The organism is Cupriavidus sp. H39 (assembly GCF_050271075.1).
GTDB lineage: Bacteria > Pseudomonadota > Gammaproteobacteria > Burkholderiales > Burkholderiaceae > Cupriavidus > Cupriavidus necator_B.
In genome coordinates, this window is the sequence record NZ_CP189846.1 from 1,713,403 (window position 1) to 1,727,934 (window position 14,532).

Annotated in this window: 11 protein-coding genes; 8 read left to right on the plus strand and 3 right to left on the minus strand. The window is 68.7% G+C overall.

Translation table 11 applies throughout. From position 1 onward, the window contains the following. The first annotated feature begins 80 nt into the window (after positions 1-80). The 3 genes from ACOCMH_RS08150 to ACOCMH_RS08160 all read left to right on the plus strand — a co-directional run bounded on the left by ACOCMH_RS08150 (position 81) and on the right by ACOCMH_RS08160 (position 3,908). Positions 81-566 (plus strand): (2Fe-2S)-binding protein, encoded by a 486-nt coding sequence (locus ACOCMH_RS08150; protein WP_427306406.1) that lies wholly within the window; start codon positions 81-83, stop codon positions 564-566. Continuing rightward, positions 563-2,707: a molybdopterin cofactor-binding domain-containing protein gene (locus tag ACOCMH_RS08155; protein ID WP_427306407.1), complete on the plus strand. Its 2,145-nt coding sequence runs from the start codon at positions 563-565 to the stop codon at positions 2,705-2,707. The genes ACOCMH_RS08150 and ACOCMH_RS08155 overlap by 4 nt, the downstream gene beginning before the upstream one ends. A gap of 169 nt (positions 2,708-2,876) precedes the next feature. Then, a complete protein-coding gene (locus ACOCMH_RS08160; protein ID WP_427306408.1) occupies positions 2,877-3,908 on the plus strand; it encodes a patatin-like phospholipase family protein in 1,032 nt (343 codons plus the stop codon). On the opposite strand, the gene ACOCMH_RS08165 is transcribed toward ACOCMH_RS08160, so the two are convergent. The 3 genes from ACOCMH_RS08165 to ACOCMH_RS08175 all read right to left on the minus strand — a co-directional run bounded on the left by ACOCMH_RS08165 (position 3,889) and on the right by ACOCMH_RS08175 (position 9,096). Then, positions 3,889-4,533, minus strand: coding sequence for an HD domain-containing protein (locus ACOCMH_RS08165; protein WP_427306409.1), 645 nt, complete (start codon positions 4,531-4,533; stop codon positions 3,889-3,891). The two genes, ACOCMH_RS08160 and ACOCMH_RS08165, sit on opposite strands and share 20 nt — an antisense overlap. Then, positions 4,530-8,000 carry an adenylate/guanylate cyclase domain-containing protein gene (locus ACOCMH_RS08170; RefSeq protein WP_427306410.1) on the minus strand — a complete coding sequence of 1,157 codons (3,471 nt, stop codon included), beginning with the start codon at positions 7,998-8,000 and terminating at the stop codon, positions 4,530-4,532. The genes ACOCMH_RS08165 and ACOCMH_RS08170 overlap by 4 nt, the downstream gene beginning before the upstream one ends. A 169-nt stretch (positions 8,001-8,169) precedes the next feature. Beyond that, positions 8,170-9,096: a LysR substrate-binding domain-containing protein gene (locus ACOCMH_RS08175; protein ID WP_427306411.1), complete on the minus strand. Its 927-nt coding sequence runs from the start codon at positions 9,094-9,096 to the stop codon at positions 8,170-8,172. Positions 9,097-9,198: 102 nt separating this feature from the next. On the opposite strand from ACOCMH_RS08175, the gene ACOCMH_RS08180 reads away from it, so the two are divergent. The 5 genes from ACOCMH_RS08180 to ACOCMH_RS08200 all read left to right on the plus strand — a co-directional run bounded on the left by ACOCMH_RS08180 (position 9,199) and on the right by ACOCMH_RS08200 (position 14,530). After that, the gene (locus tag ACOCMH_RS08180; RefSeq protein ID WP_427306412.1) at positions 9,199-10,401 is read left to right on the plus strand and encodes an MFS transporter; all 1,203 of its coding nucleotides are present in this window, start codon (positions 9,199-9,201) and stop codon (positions 10,399-10,401) included. Positions 10,402-10,543: 142 nt separating this feature from the next. Next, positions 10,544-11,350 (plus strand): 2,5-didehydrogluconate reductase DkgB, encoded by an 807-nt coding sequence (dkgB, locus tag ACOCMH_RS08185; RefSeq protein ID WP_427306413.1) that lies wholly within the window; start codon positions 10,544-10,546, stop codon positions 11,348-11,350. Between the two features lie 76 nt (positions 11,351-11,426). After that, positions 11,427-12,542: an alkene reductase gene (locus ACOCMH_RS08190; protein ID WP_427306414.1), complete on the plus strand. Its 1,116-nt coding sequence runs from the start codon at positions 11,427-11,429 to the stop codon at positions 12,540-12,542. Between the two features lie 335 nt (positions 12,543-12,877). After that, positions 12,878-13,267: a hypothetical protein gene (locus ACOCMH_RS08195; RefSeq protein WP_427306415.1), complete on the plus strand. Its 390-nt coding sequence runs from the start codon at positions 12,878-12,880 to the stop codon at positions 13,265-13,267. A gap of 291 nt (positions 13,268-13,558) precedes the next feature. Next, positions 13,559-14,530, plus strand: coding sequence for a Bug family tripartite tricarboxylate transporter substrate binding protein (locus ACOCMH_RS08200; RefSeq protein WP_427306416.1), 972 nt, complete (start codon positions 13,559-13,561; stop codon positions 14,528-14,530). The last annotated feature ends 2 nt before the right edge of the window (positions 14,531-14,532 follow it).

Below are 14,532 nucleotides of genomic sequence, written 5' to 3' on the forward strand. Positions count from 1 at the left end.
TGTCCTGCCATGCCGCGCGCCCGATACTGGGCCGCACCCGAGCCGGCCGCTGCGAACCGGTGCGCAACGAGGAGCCCCCCATGAAACTGCAGTTGAAGATCAACGGCAAGCGCCACGCCGTCGATGCCGAGCGCGACATGCCCCTGCTGTGGGTGCTGCGCGATTACCTGGGCTATACCGGCACCAAGTTCGGCTGCGGCGCGGGCCTGTGCGGCGCCTGCACCGTGCATGTCGACGGCAAGGCCGTGCGCGCTTGCATCACGCCTGTCGGTACCGTGGCGCGCGCCGACATTACGACCATCGAAGGATTGTCGGCCGACAATTCGCACCCGGTCCAGCGCGCGTGGATTGCCGAGCAGGTGCCGCAGTGCGGCTATTGCCAGTCGGGCATGATCATGGCCGCGTGTGCCTTGCTGAAGGACCACCCCTCGCCGCGGCCGGAAGATATCCGCGCCGGCATCACCAACCTGTGCCGCTGCGGCACCTATCCGCGCGTGGAACGCGCCATCCTGCGTGCCGCCACCGCGCAGAACGCGGGCGACCCCAAGGGGAGGGCGTCATCGTGAGCCATCTCCACACAAGCCGCCGCCGCTTCCTGCAAGCCGCCGGCGCCATGCCCGCGGCGCTGGTGCTGGGCTTCCACCTGCCGCTGGCGAAGGCCGCCGACGCCAGCGTGCCCGCGCGCGATCCGGATGACATCAACGCGTGGCTGCGCATCGATGCCGATGGCAGCGTGACGATCATGGTGCCATCGGCCGAACTGGGGCAGGGCGTGATGACCTCCGCGCCGATGCTGGTCGCCGAGGAGCTGGAGTGCGACTGGCGCCAGGTGCGCGCCGAGCTGGCACCGACCGATCCGGTCTACAACAACCGCATGTTCAAGGTGCAGGCGACCGCCAGCAGTACCTCGGCGCGATGGTCGTTCGAGCCGCTGCGCCGCATCGGCGCCACCGCGCGCGAGATGCTGCGCGAGGCCGCCGCGCAAAGCTGGAGCGTGCCGGTGGCGCAGTGCCGCGCCGTGCAAGGCGTGGTGCGGCATGAGTCCAGCGGGCGCACGCTCGGCTATGGCGACCTCGCTGCGCGGGCTGCGTCCCTGCCACGCCCGGCCAGCGTCACGCTGAAGGATCCGCGCGACTGGAAGCTGCTGGGCCGCCCGACCGACCGGCTCGACATTCCGCTGAAGACCCGCGGCGCGGCGGTGTTCGGCGTCGACGTCAAGGTGCCGCGCATGCTGGTGGGTTCGGTGATGGCGTGCCCGGCCTTTGGCGGCACGCTGCGCCGGGTCGATGCCCGGCCGGCGCGGGCGGTGCGCGGCGTGCGGCGCGTGGTGCCGCTGGACGATGCCGTGGTGGTGCTGGCCGACAGCTACTGGACCGCGCGCAAGGGCCTGGCCGTGCTGCAGCCGGACTGGCAACTGCCGCCGGGCACACCGGCCGGCGACGCGGCACTCATGGCCGGCTACCGGGCCGCTGCGCGCGGCGCATCGGCGGTGGCGCTGCGCCACGGCGACCCGGACGCGCAGATGCCGGGCGCCCAGGCCTACACCGCCGAATACGAAGTGCCGTATCTCGCCCATGCCACCATGGAGCCGATGAACGCCACCGCCGACGTCCGCGCCGACCGCGCCGAGATCTGGGGGCCGACCCAGGTCTGCGGCGAGATCGCGCAGCGGCTGTCGGGCGTGCTGGGCCTGCCCGCCGAACGCATCGTCGTGCATGGGACTTTCGTCGGCGGCGGCTTTGGCCGGCGCGAGGAATTCGATGTCTTTATCCAGGCCGCGCTGGCGTCGAAGGCCGCGGGGCAGCCGGTCAAGCTGATCTGGTCGCGCGAGGAAGATCTCCAGCATGACTTCTACCGTCCGGCGGCGGCGGCGCGCTTCAGCGCGGTGCTGGCACCGGACAAGGCGGGCATTCACGCGCTGGAGGCGCGCCTGGCCTGCTCATCGATCTATGTCCGCAATTTTCCGGACCGGGTCAAGGGCGGGGTCGACCCCAAGTCGGTCGAAGGCGTGGTGGACCTGCCCTATGCGCTGCCCCATCTTGCCGTGCGCCATGCGATGGTTAATACCGCGGTGCCGGTCGGATTCTGGCGCGGGGTGGGCTATACGCAGAACACCTTCTTCGCCGAGAGCTTTATCGACGAGCTGGCGCATCACGCCGGGGCCGACCCGCTGCAGTTCCGACTGAGCCTGCTGGCCGATCGGCCGCGTCCGGCGCGATTGCTGCGGCGCCTGGCGCAGCAGGTGGGCTGGGGCAGCGCGCCGGCCGGGCGCTTCCACGGCATGGCGCTGTCGCAGGCGTGGGGCTCGCTGTGCGCCACGGCAGTGGAGCTGTCGGTGCAGGACCGGCGTATCACGCTGCACCGCATCGTCAATGCCATCGACTGCGGCACCGTGATCAACCCCGCAACCGTCGAGCGCCAGTTGGAAGGCGCCAGCATCTGGGCCCTCAGCGCGGCGCTGTCGGGCGTGATCACCATCGCCGACGGGCGCGTGCAGCAATCCAACTTCCATGATTATCCCCTGCTGCGCCTGGCCCAGACGCCGCGCTTCGAGGCGGTGCTCGCGCCCAGCGGCGAGCGCATTGGCGGCGTGGGCGAGTCGGCGGTGCCGACGCTGGCGCCGGCGCTGGCCAATGCGCTGTTTGCCGCCACCGGCCAGCGTATCCGCTCGTTGCCACTGGCGCGGCATGGGTTCGAACTGGCGTAGCGGGGCGCCGGCACGAACCAAGTGATGCCGCTGCCACGACGGCCGCTTCGGTGCCGTCGTGGCCCGCACGCCAGTGTGTGTCACACCACGCATGCAGCCCTACGCTGCCAGCCCGGTTCTTCCCTACACTGGAGCATGGCGCCTTGCCGCCGCCGAAGGGAAAACACCTATGCCGCCCGAGCGTGTCCAGACCAAGCCCGTGGCGCTGGCCTTGCAGGGCGGCGGCATGCACGGCGCGTTTACCTGGGGCGTGCTGGACCGTCTGCTGGAGGATGGCCGGCTGGAAATCGAAGGCGTCAGCGCCACCAGCGCCGGCGCCATGAACGGCACGGTGCTGGCCTATGGCCTGATGCAGGGCGGCAGCGACGGCGCGCGCCTGGCCTTGCATGACTTCTGGGAAGCCATCGCGCACTCGGCGCAGCGCTTCAACCCGTTGCGCTGGCTGCCGTGGTTCAAGGGCAGCCATACGCTGGGGCTGAACCACTCCCCGCTGTATGCCATGGCCGACATTACGCTGCGCCTGCTGTCGCCGTACCAGTTCAACCCGGGCAATGCCAATCCGCTGCGCGACGTGCTGCGCAGCCAGGTGGATTTTGCGGCGCTGCGCGAGCATTGCCCGATACGGCTGTACCTCTGTGCAACCAATATCGAAACCAGCCGGATCCGCATCTTCGCGCAGGAAGAGCTGAGCGTCGACGCGGTGCTGGCCTCGGCCTGCGTGCCCACGCTGTTCCAGGCGGTCAGCGTCGACGGCCAGCATTACTGGGACGGCGGCTATGTCGGCAACCCGGCGATCTTTCCGCTGATCTACCACTGCGAGACGCATGACGTGGTGATCGTCCACATCAACCCGATCGTGCGCCGCGGCGTGCCGACCACGGCGGCGGAGATCCTGAACCGGGTCAACGAAGTCAGCTTCAATTCGTCGCTGATGCGTGAGATGCGCGCGATCGGCTTCGTCACCACGCTGATCCAGCAGGGCAAGATCGACCGCAACGAGATGAAGGAGATGTGGATCCATTCGATCCGTTCGGACGAGACCATGGCCGCGCTCGGGGTTTCGACCAAATACAACGCCGACTGGGACTTCCTGTGCTCGCTGCGCGACAAGGGCCGGCAAGCCGCCACGCTCTGGCTGGAGCGCAACTATGACTGCGTGGGGCAGCGCTCGAGCATCGATATCACGGGCGAGTTCCTGTAGGCAGCGCCGGCTGGGCCAGCCGCCAGGCAAGGTTGGCCCGCGCCTGCGCCTCGTAGCGTGACTGGAACAGGTCGGTGGCGTAGATCCGGGGGCTGTCCAGCAGGCGGCGCAGGAAGGCGCGTTCGGCGGCGTCATAGGCGGCGTCGTCCAGGTCGGTGCGCTCGGCGCGCAGGCGCGCGCCGTTGTCCTGGAAGCGAGCCCGGCTGTATCCCAGCGCGGCCAGGTCAATATCAGCGGTGAAGCGCCCGGCCAGGCTCGCCGGCACGTCGGCGTGCGTGGTTTCCAGGATCAGCGCGGCAACGCGCCCGGCGGCGACGACCGTGCCGGCCGACCAGCGCCGCAGCCATGCGGCGCTGCGTGCTTCGTTGTCGGCGGCGCCGGGCACGTAGATGACGTCATGGCACCACAGCGCCAGTTCCACGTCGGCGGCATCGGGTATCGCGCTGCGCGCCCAGTCGAGGTCTTGCAGGCAGCGGCGCACATGGTCCAGGGTGTGGTAATGCCGGGTCGGCTCGCCGTAGCAGCGCGCCAGGTCGGCATAGGCGTCCGCCGCGCGGGTGCCGCCCGCCAGGGTCCAGAGCGCGACAAAGCGCTCTTGCAGCGGGCAGGCGGGGGCGGTGGTCATGCGCGCGCGGGGCCCGTGTCGCGGGCCGGCTGGCCGGAGAGCTCGGCAAGCAGTGCCTGCGCCTGCAGCCAGTCGGCGCTATCGGTGCCCTCGCTGAAGCTGCCGTGGATGCGCGCCAGCGCTTCGCGCGCGGCATCGCTCTTGCCCTGACGCTGCCACAGCCGGGCCAGGCTGAGCGCGGCCTGCAGTTCCAGCGGCCTGGCGCCCTGGCCGTGCGCCACCGCGATCGCCCGCTGGAAGCAGGCCTCGGCCTCATGGCTGGCGGCTGCGCCGGCATCCGGCGCAGCCAGCTGCAGCAGCATGTCGCCGCGCAATCGATACACGACGGCTTCATCGAGCCGTTCGCCGGTCTCTTCCACCATGGCCTGCGCGCGTGTCAGCACATCCAGCGCCGATGCGGGCTGGCCCGCCTTGCCGCAGGCCTCGGCCAGCATGGCCAGCAGGTTGGGCATGCCGAGTTCGCCGCCGGTGGCCTCGTAGGCGGCCAGGCCCCGGTGCATCAGCGCAATGCCTTCGTCGTGGCGGCCCAGTTCGGATACCGCCCAACCCTGCAGCACGGTGCCCCAGGCGAGGTAGATGGGGAAGCCCTGTTCGCAGGAAATGGCAATGGCGGCTTCCGCATATTCCCTGGCCTGCGCGGGATCGCTGCGCCACCGGTACTGTTCCGCCGCGAACACCAGGCACAGCGCAAGGTTGTAGGCATCCGGGCGCGCGCGCGCCAGCGCCAGCGCTTCGCGGCTGCGCGCCAGGGCCTGGTCGGCAAAGCCCTGGTACCACAGGATCCAGGCCAGCGTACCGGTGGCATGGACCATCGGGTCGCGGCCGTAGCCGGTCAGGAAGTCGTAGGCGGAGTGCTCGGGGTGCGGCACGGCCAGCACCGCCTCCATATGCGCGCGCGCCTCTTCCAGCAGGCCCAGGCGGAACAGCGTGGCGCCCAGCGCGCGATGGCCTTCGGCCAGCTGCTTGGTTTTCTGCGACTCGTTGGCCAGCGCAAGCAGGCGCCGGGCCAGCGGCAGCGACACCTGGTATTGCGCACGCAGCTGGTAGAACGCCCACATGCCCAGCTGCGCCGAGAACACATAGGGCGTCTGCCGGCCTTGTTCGCACAGCGCCATCGCGCGCCGGTAATTGGCCTCGACTTCGGGCGAAGCCTGGCCTCGCGCGGCAATCAGCGCGGGCCCCAGCGTCAGCAGCAGGGTCAGCTCCAGGCGCGCCCGTTCGGTACTGTCGGGCTGGCGCTTGAGCAATGCAATGGCATCGCTGAGATGCCGGATCGCTTCCTCCTGCGCCGAGCGCTGCAGCGCCTGCTGGCCGGCGCAGTGCAGGTACTCGACCGCCTTCGCGACATTGCCGCTGTGGCTGTAGTGGTGGGCCAGTTCGCTGCAATAGTCCTTGAGCCGGCCGTGGAACAGCGCCTCGATGGCCTGTGCCGAGCTTTCATGCAGCGCGCTGCGGCGCTCGGTCAGCAGCGAGCTGCCGGCCACCTCCTGGGTCAGCGCGTGCTTGAAGGCGTACTCCACCTCGGGGAAGGCCGGGCGTTCGTAGATAAAGTCAGCGGTCTGCAGGTCGCGCAGCAGCGGATGCAGCTGGTCCTCGGGCAGGCCGGTAACGCGCAGCACCAAGCCCAGCGGAAACTCCTTGCCGATCACGGCGAGGGTCTGCAACAGCTCTTTCTGCGCCAGCGGCAGCCGGTCGATACGGGCGGCCAGCACGCCCTGCACCGTGGTGGGAATGTGCAGCAGCGCCGGCGCCTTCTCGATGCGGTAGCCGCCCGGGTGGCCGAGCAGGGCGCCTTCCTCGGCCAGGGTCTGGACCACTTCCTCCATGAAGAAGGGATTGCCCTCGGTCTTTTCCAGTATCAGGCGCTTCAGCGGCCCCAGGCTGGGGTCGTCGCCCAGCAGCGCGGTCAGCAGCTCCTGCGCCTCGGCCTGTCCCAGCGGCTGCAGGCGCAGCTGCGAGTAATGCCCGCCGTCGTCCCAGCGATGGCTGTACTCCGGCCGGTAGTTCACCAGCAGCACGATGCGCGCGCCGGGAACGTGGTCGACCAGCATGTTGAGGAAGGCCTCGGTCTCGCCGTCGAGCCATTGCAGGTCCTCGAAGATGACTTGCAGCGGCTGGTTCTGGCTTTCGCGCACCAGCAGCCGCGCGATCGCATCAAAGGTGCGCTGGCGCCGGATGGCCGCGTCCATGGTCGGCAGCGGCGAGTCGGGCTCGACCACGCCGAGCAGGTAGAGCAGGTAGGGCAGGTGCTCTTCGAGCGAGCGGTCCAGCGTCAGCAGCCTGCCGGTCACCTTCTCGCGGCAGCCGCGGTCGCCGTCGTGCGCCGTGATCTGGAAGTAGTTCTTCAGCATCTCGATCAGCGGCAGGTAGGCAAAGGCCTTGCCATGCGAGACCGAGAACGTCTCCAGCGCCAGGCAGTCCCGCTGCGACCTGACCTTGAATTCATGGAACAGCCGCGACTTGCCGACGCCGGCCTCGCCCACCACCGCGACAATGCGGCCGTGGCCGGCCTTGGCCTGCTCCAGCGCCGCGTTCAGGTGCGCGAGCTCGTCCTGGCGCCCGACAAAGCGGGCCAGGCCGCGGTGCACCGCCACCTGCAGCCGCGTGCGCAAGGCCCCCGGCCCGATCACCTCATACACCGCCAGCGGCTCGCGCACGCCCTTGACGTTGGTGGTGCCCAATGCCGTGAACTCGAAATAGCCTTCAGTCAGCTTGTGGGTCGACTCGCTCACCAGGATCGACGCCGGCGTGGCGATGCCTTCCATGCGCGAGGCGATATGGATGGTGTGTCCGACCGGATCGTAGTCGGTGTGCAGGTCGTCCTTGCGGATCGAGCGCACCACCACCTCGCCGGTATGGATGCCGATGCGGACCTGCAGCGGAATGCCTTGCTCCAGGCGCACGCGGTCACTGTGCCGGTGCATCGCATCCTGCATTCGCAGCGCCGCGTACAGCGCGCGCAAGGCGTGGTCTTCATGCGCGATCGGCGCGCCGAACAGCGCCAGGATGCCGTCGCCGAGAAACTTGGCCACGTAGCCCTCGTAGTGGTGGACCGCCTCCATCATCAGCGTCACCACGGGATCGATCAGCCGGCGCGCGTCCTCCGGGTCCAGGTCCTGGGTCAGCGCGGTGGAGCCGGCCATGTCGGCAAACAGCGCGGTGATGGTCTTGCGTTCGCCGGCGGTCTCGCCGCGGGCTTCCATCGCCGCCTGCTCGGCCAGGATGCGCCCGGCAAGGTGCGGCGGCGTGTAGTGGACCGGCGCTGGGCTGTCCTGGCGCGGGGCGGCGGGCGCAGGCCCGGCGATAGCGGGTGCGTCCGGCAGGCCGGCGCCGCAGACTCGGCAGAACCGCGCCGCCGCGGTGGCTTCGGCGCCGCATTGCGGGCACGCGCGGGCAAGCCGCGCCCCGCACGCCTCACAGAAGTTGGCGCCCGCAAGGTTGCCGAAGCCGCATTGGCTGCAGCGCATGTCGCCTCCCGGCCGTCGTTGCCAGCCTGACGGTACCTGGATCTATTAGAGGCGGGATAAGGGGAGGTGGCAAGGCGACCCGCATGTGGCGGAGAGATTCCCGGTGCTGCCGCCGTCGGTCCGGCTAAAGGCCCGGCTGGATCCCAGTCCGTGGTCGGCCAGCAGCCTGTCAGGGCCGGGCCCATGCCGCCGCCTGGCGCGACCCGCCCTTGCCGCCGAGCGCTTCGACCAGATAGTCAACGAACGATGCGATCCGCGCCGAGATCGCGGTATTGCGGTAATAGACCGCATGGATCGGCTGGCGCACGTCCTGGGTCTGGCGCGCGAGCACATGCACCAACCGGCCGGCCTCGCGATCGTGCGCGGTCATGAAGTCCGACAGGCACACGATCCCCGCGCCCTCCAGCGCCAGCTGCCTGAGCGTCTCGCCGCTCGACGACCAAACTGCCGGTGCGATCCGCCAGGGCTCGCCGTCCGGGCCCAGGATCGGCCACACGTTCAGCGATTCGGGCTGGTTGAAGCCCAGCAGCGTGTGCTTGCCGAGTTCCGCGGCCTTGCGCGGGTGGCCGTGCGCGTCAAGGTAGGCGGGACTGGCCAGCATGCGCACCCGGCTGTTGCCGATCAGCCGGCTATGCAGCGTCGAGTCCTTCAGCCGGCCGATCCGGATGGCCACGTCGGTGCGCCGCTCGAGCAGGTCGATGATGCCCTCGTTGCTGTTCAGCTCAAGCTCCACCTGCGGAAAGCGCTCGCGGTAGCCGCGCACCAGCGGCACGATCACGTGCAGCATGAACGGCGACGCGGCGTCGACGCGCAGGCGCCCCGACGGCTTCTCGCGCCGCGCCAGCATCTGTTCTTCGGCGCTTTCGACTGAGTCGATGATGGCGCGCGCATCCTGCAGGAAGGCCTGGCCTTCCTCGGTCAGCTCAAGGCGGCGCGTGGTCCGGCGCAGCAAGGTGGTCTTGAGCTTTTCCTCGAGGCGGGCGAGGGTGCGGCTGGTCGCCGAGACGGTGAGGTCGAGCTGTTGCGCGGCGGCGGTGATCGAGCCGCTGTCGACCACGGTCGCGAACGCCAGCAGTTCGTCGAGCGTGATTTTCATTATTGAGTTGAAATCAAGACAGTTTGGTTTATAGACCACTTTTTACGCAAAAGTAAAGCGGGCACACTGCGCTCCATTCCGCACCGTACCTGGAGCCTCATCATGCCACTTGCCTTACTCGCGCTGACCCTCAGCGCCTTCGCCATCGGCACCACCGAATTCGTGATCGTCGGGCTGATCCCCACCATTGCCGCGGATCTCGGCGTCAGCCTGCCTGGCGCCGGCCTGCTGGTCAGCCTCTACGCGCTCAGCGTCGCGATCGGCGCGCCGCTGCTCACGGCGCTGACCGGGCGCGTGCCGCGCAAGCTGCTGCTTGCCGGCCTGATGGCGCTGTTTACGGTCGGCAACCTGGTGGCCTGGCGCGCCCCCGGCTATGAAGCGCTGATCGCGGCGCGCGTGCTCACGGGCCTGGCGCACGGCGTGTTCTTCTCGGTCGGCTCGATCATCGCCACCACGCTGGTGCCGAAGGACAAGGCGGCAAGCGCGATCGCGACGATGTTCAGCGGCATGACCGTGGCGTTCGTCGCCGGCATCCCGCTGGGTACCTTCATCGGCCAGCATTTTGGCTGGCGCGCGACCTTCCTCGTGGTAGCGCTGTTCGGCCTGGTTGCCTTCATCGGCGCGGTGGCCTTCGTGCCGCGGCGCCTGCCGCATGCAGCGCCGGCGCCGCTGCTGCGCCAGTTCCGCGTGCTGGCGCAACCGCGCCTGCTGCTGGTGTTTGCGATGACAGCGGTCGGCTACGGCGGCTCGCTGATCGCCTTTACCTACATGGCGCCGCTGCTCGAGCAGCGCGCCGGCTTCACGCCGTCGCAGGTCAGCCTGGTGCTGGTGGGCTACGGCGTTTCGGTGGCGTTCGGCAATGTATGGGGCGGCAAGCTGGCGGACCGTGTCGGCCCGGTCAAGGCGCTCAAGCACATCTTCCTGCTGCTGGCGCTGGTGCTGTTGGGGTTGACCTTCACCGTGCAGCACCCGTGGCTGACCGTGCTGACCATGCTCGCATGGGGCGCTGTGGCGTTCGGCAACGTGCCGGCGCTGCAGGTCTACGTGGTCAAGCAGGCGCGGCATTTTGCGCCCGACGCCGCCGACGTCGCCGCCGGCTTCAACATTGCTGCGTTCAACCTCGGCGTCGCGGGCGGCGCTTCGCTGGGCGGGCTGATCGTCGCGCACGGCGGCCTTGGCCATACGCCATGGATTGCGGCGCTCGTGACCCTCGGCGCTTACGCCCTGACTGCGTTGAGCGGCGCGCTCGACCGGCGTGCGGGCCTGCCGGCACGCACTGCCGAACCGGTAGAGTTTGCCCATTGAACCGCGGCGGCCAGGGTTGCCATCGTTGATTTCAGATCAATTATTTATGTCCGGTAAAGGCGTTTATTTCATCAGTGCCGGCCGGCACAATGCCTGGCATAGCGAACGCCTCGGCAGGCGTTCCCTCTCCAAGGATTACACCATGAGCAAGATTCCCGCCTTCGGCCTCGGCACCTTTCGCCTGCAGGGCCAGGTTGTCGTCGACTCGGTCCGCAACGGCCTCGAGCTGGGTTACCGCGCGATCGACACCGCGCAGATCTACGGCAACGAAGCCGAGGTCGGCGAGGCCGTCGCGGCTTCGGCCGTGCGCCGCGACGAGCTGTTCCTGACCACCAAGATCTGGGTCGACCACTACGCGCCGGACAAGCTGGTGCCGAGCCTCGAGCAAAGCCTGGCAAAGCTGCGTACCAGCTACGTCGACCTGACGCTGATCCACTGGCCGGCGCCCGGCAACGGCGTGCCGCTGGAAACCTTCATGACCGCGCTGGCCGAGGCGAAAGAAAAGGGCCTCACGCGGCAGATCGGCATCTCCAACTTCAACATCGCGCTGACGCGCCAGGCCATCGCCGCCGTCGGCAAGGACGCGCTCGCGACCAACCAGATCGAGCTGAGCCCGTACCTGCAGAACCGCGAGCTGGTGGCCTTCCTGCAGCGCGAAGGCATCCACGTGACCTCATACATGACGCTCGCTTACGGCAAGGTGCTCGGGGATCCGGTGATCGGCGCGATCGCGCAGCGGCACCAGGCCACGCCCGCCCAGGTCGCGCTCGCCTGGGCGCTGCAGCTCGGCTACTCGGTGATCCCGTCGTCGACCCGACGCGAGCACCTGGCCAGCAACCTGCTCGCGCAGAGCCTGCGGCTAAGCGACGACGACATGGCGCGGATCGCCGCGCTGGAGCGCAACGGCCGCGAGGTCAGCCCCGACGGCCTCGCGCCGCAGTGGGACTGATGGCCCCAACCCTGCCTGCATTCCGACTACCCCGTTCGCGGCCGAGCCGGCCGCGGGCCTGATAGGACAAGACACCATGAGCAAGGATCCGCTGTTTCAACCGCTGCAACTGGGTGGCCTGGCGCTGCCGAACCGCATCGTCATGCCGCCGATGACGCGCTCGCGCGCGAGCCAGCCCGGCGACGAGGCCAACGAGCTGATGGCCGCGTACTATGCGCAGCGCGCCGGCGCCGGCCTGATCGTCAGCGAGGGCACGTATATCGCACCGCTGGGCAAGGGCTACGCGTGGACGCCCGGCATCCACACGCCGGCGCAGGTGGCCGGATGGCGCAAGGTGACCAGCGCGGTGCATGCCGCCGGCGGCCGCATCTTCGCGCAGCTCTGGCACGTCGGCCGGCTCAGCCATACCCGCTTGCTGGGCGGCCAGCAGCCCGTGTCGTCGTCGCCGCTCCAGGCGCAGGGCGTCAATGTCTTCATCGCTGGCGAAGACGGCAGCACGCCGGGTTTCGTCCAGGCGTCCGTGCCGCGCGCTCTGACGGTGGACGAAATCCACGAAATCGTCGACCAGTACCGGACCGCGGCCCGCAATGCGATCGCCGCGGGCTTCGACGGCGTCGAACTGCACGGCGCCAACGGGTATCTGGTGAACCAGTTCATCGACTCGGGCGCCAACACCCGCACGGACCAGTACGGCGGTTCGCTGGAGAACCGGCTGCGCTTCCTCGGCGAAGTGACCCAGGCATTGATCGAAGGCGCCGGCGGTGCCTCGCGCGTCGGCATCCGCCTGGCGCCGCTGACCACGCTCAACGGCTGCGTCGATGACGATCCGGAAACGACCTACCTTGGCGCCGCGAAGCTGCTGGGGCAGCTCGGCGTTGGCTACCTCCATATCGCGGAAGCGGACTGGGACGACGCGCCGCTGATGCCGCTGTCGTTCAAGCAGAAATTGCGCGAGGCGTTCCCGGGGGTGCTGATCTATGCCGGCAAGTACACCGCGGAGCGTGCGCGCGCAGCCGTTGCCGCGGGCTGGGCCGACCTGATCGCGTTCGGCCGGCCGTTCGTGGCCAATCCGGACCTGCCCGAGCGCCTGCGCGTCGGCGCGCCGCTGGCGCAGCACCAGCGCGACACGCTGTTCGGCGGCGGTGCGCAAGGCCTGACCGATTACCCAACGCTGGCGCAAGCCGCGGCCTGAGCCGTTCACCAACGGATGGGACGAGGATGGGACCAGCCAGTGATGGCCTGCGCCGTCACTGCCGTACTGCTTCAGAGGGATATGCTGCGCGCAGCATAGTTAGGCAATATCGACACCGTCCGGGCACATCGGCCCCCGGACATCTCGCCCGCCAGGCTTGTCCGGCGGGCGCTTTCGCTTGACGGGTAGCAAAACGATATGAAGGCGCGAATCATTCGCGTTTGTGGGGTGAAAGCCGTGGGCGCGCGAGGGGGAGGTTGCGACAGGCCACGGTGGCGAGCTTTGCCCATGCGCTGCGGGTGCGCGAACATAACTATCAGAAGAGGAGTGAGACCGTGCCTGTCCACCAGTCGCCAGACCACAGCCTTGCGCCGGCATACCCGGATTTTCATCAGCTGTCGCGTGGCCCCGGCCTCGGCGCGCCACCGCGTGACACTGACCCCACCCACACACTGAGCGGCCCGGAAAAACTTGCCCTGGCACTTTGCGCGCGCGCTTGCCCGCTCGCCGACGTGGGGCCGCCGTTCTGGGCCGAAACGATCGCGTGGAAGGGCAGCGTCTACGTTTATGTCTTCGGCTGGGACAGCGGCGGCGAGCGCCGCCTGTTCGAAGTGTTCCGGGACAGGGACCAGACCCTGGAGCCGGTGCTGGCGTTCCAGTATCCGCTCCCGCTTCGGAAGCTGTTCCGGCACGATTTCGAACCGCTTTACAACGATCGACGTTGACGTTGAAACCGGGACGCGGGCATGCGGGGAGGACCCCGCTGCCCAAGTTCCGGGCGACGGCTTCGGATAGTTCCGTAGCGGTGCCTTGCTCCCAAGGCGGTCAACGCTTTCCCCCGCAACCACCCAGTAAAGCGCTGCGCCCGGCGTCCGCCCGGCGCTCGTCCGCATATACCCTCGGTTGACGGAAAAGTTTACGTGCGTAAAATAAAATTCATAAATATGAATAAAGGCGGGCGCTCGCCTGGATGCCGGCACCGCCTCCGACCACTGACATCCAGGAGACAACACCCGATGAAACCCAACCCGCGCCGCCGCCTGATGCTATGCGCTGCCATGCTGGGCGCGATGCCCGCGCTGGCCTGGAGCGACACCTACCCCAGCAAGCCGATCCGCATGGTGGTGCCGTTTGCCCCAGGCGGCGCCACCGACGTGGTGGCGCGGCTGATCTCGCAGAAGCTGGGCGAGGCGCTGAAGCAGCCGGTGGTGGTGGAAAACCGGCCCGGCGCCAACGGCATCATCGGCACCGACGTGGTCGCGCGCGCGGCGCCGGACGGCTATACGCTGCTGCTCAATTCCGCGGGCGCGCAGACGCTCAGCCCGGTGCTGTACAAGGCTGGCTATGAGCCGCTCAAGAGCTTCGCGCCGATCTCGCAGATCAGCAATATCGGCTTCGTCATGGTGGTACATCCTGCCGTGCCCGCCAGGACCGTGCAGGAGTTCGTGGCGCTGGCCAAGGCGAAATCCCGGCCGCTGAGCCTGTCGGCCGGCAGCAGCATGATCGAGCTGATCGGGGCCTCGTTCAAGAGCGCGGCGGGCACGCCCGACGTGGTCAGCGTGTCGTACCGCGGCACCGGCCCGCAGATGCAGGCGGTGGTTGCGGGCGAGGTCGACATGACGATCGATCCGTTCAACGGCATGGCGATGATCAAGGCCGGCAAGCTGCGCCCGCTGGCGGTGTTCGCCTCGAAGCGCTCGCCCGCGCTGCCGGATGTGCCGACCATGCACGAGGCCGGCTTTGATGGCATGGCCTTCAATTCCTGGGCGGGCCTGCTGGCGCCGGCGGGCACGCCGAAGGAGATCGTCACGCGGCTGAACCAGGAGATGAACCGCATCCTGGCGCAGCCCGACATCAAGCAACGGCTGGCCGCGATCGACTACGAGGTGGTCGGCGGCACCCCTGAACAGTTTGCCGCGACCATTGCCGAGGATGCCGCACGGTGGGCGAAGATCGTCAAGGAGACCAACTACAAGGCCGGGTCCTGAGC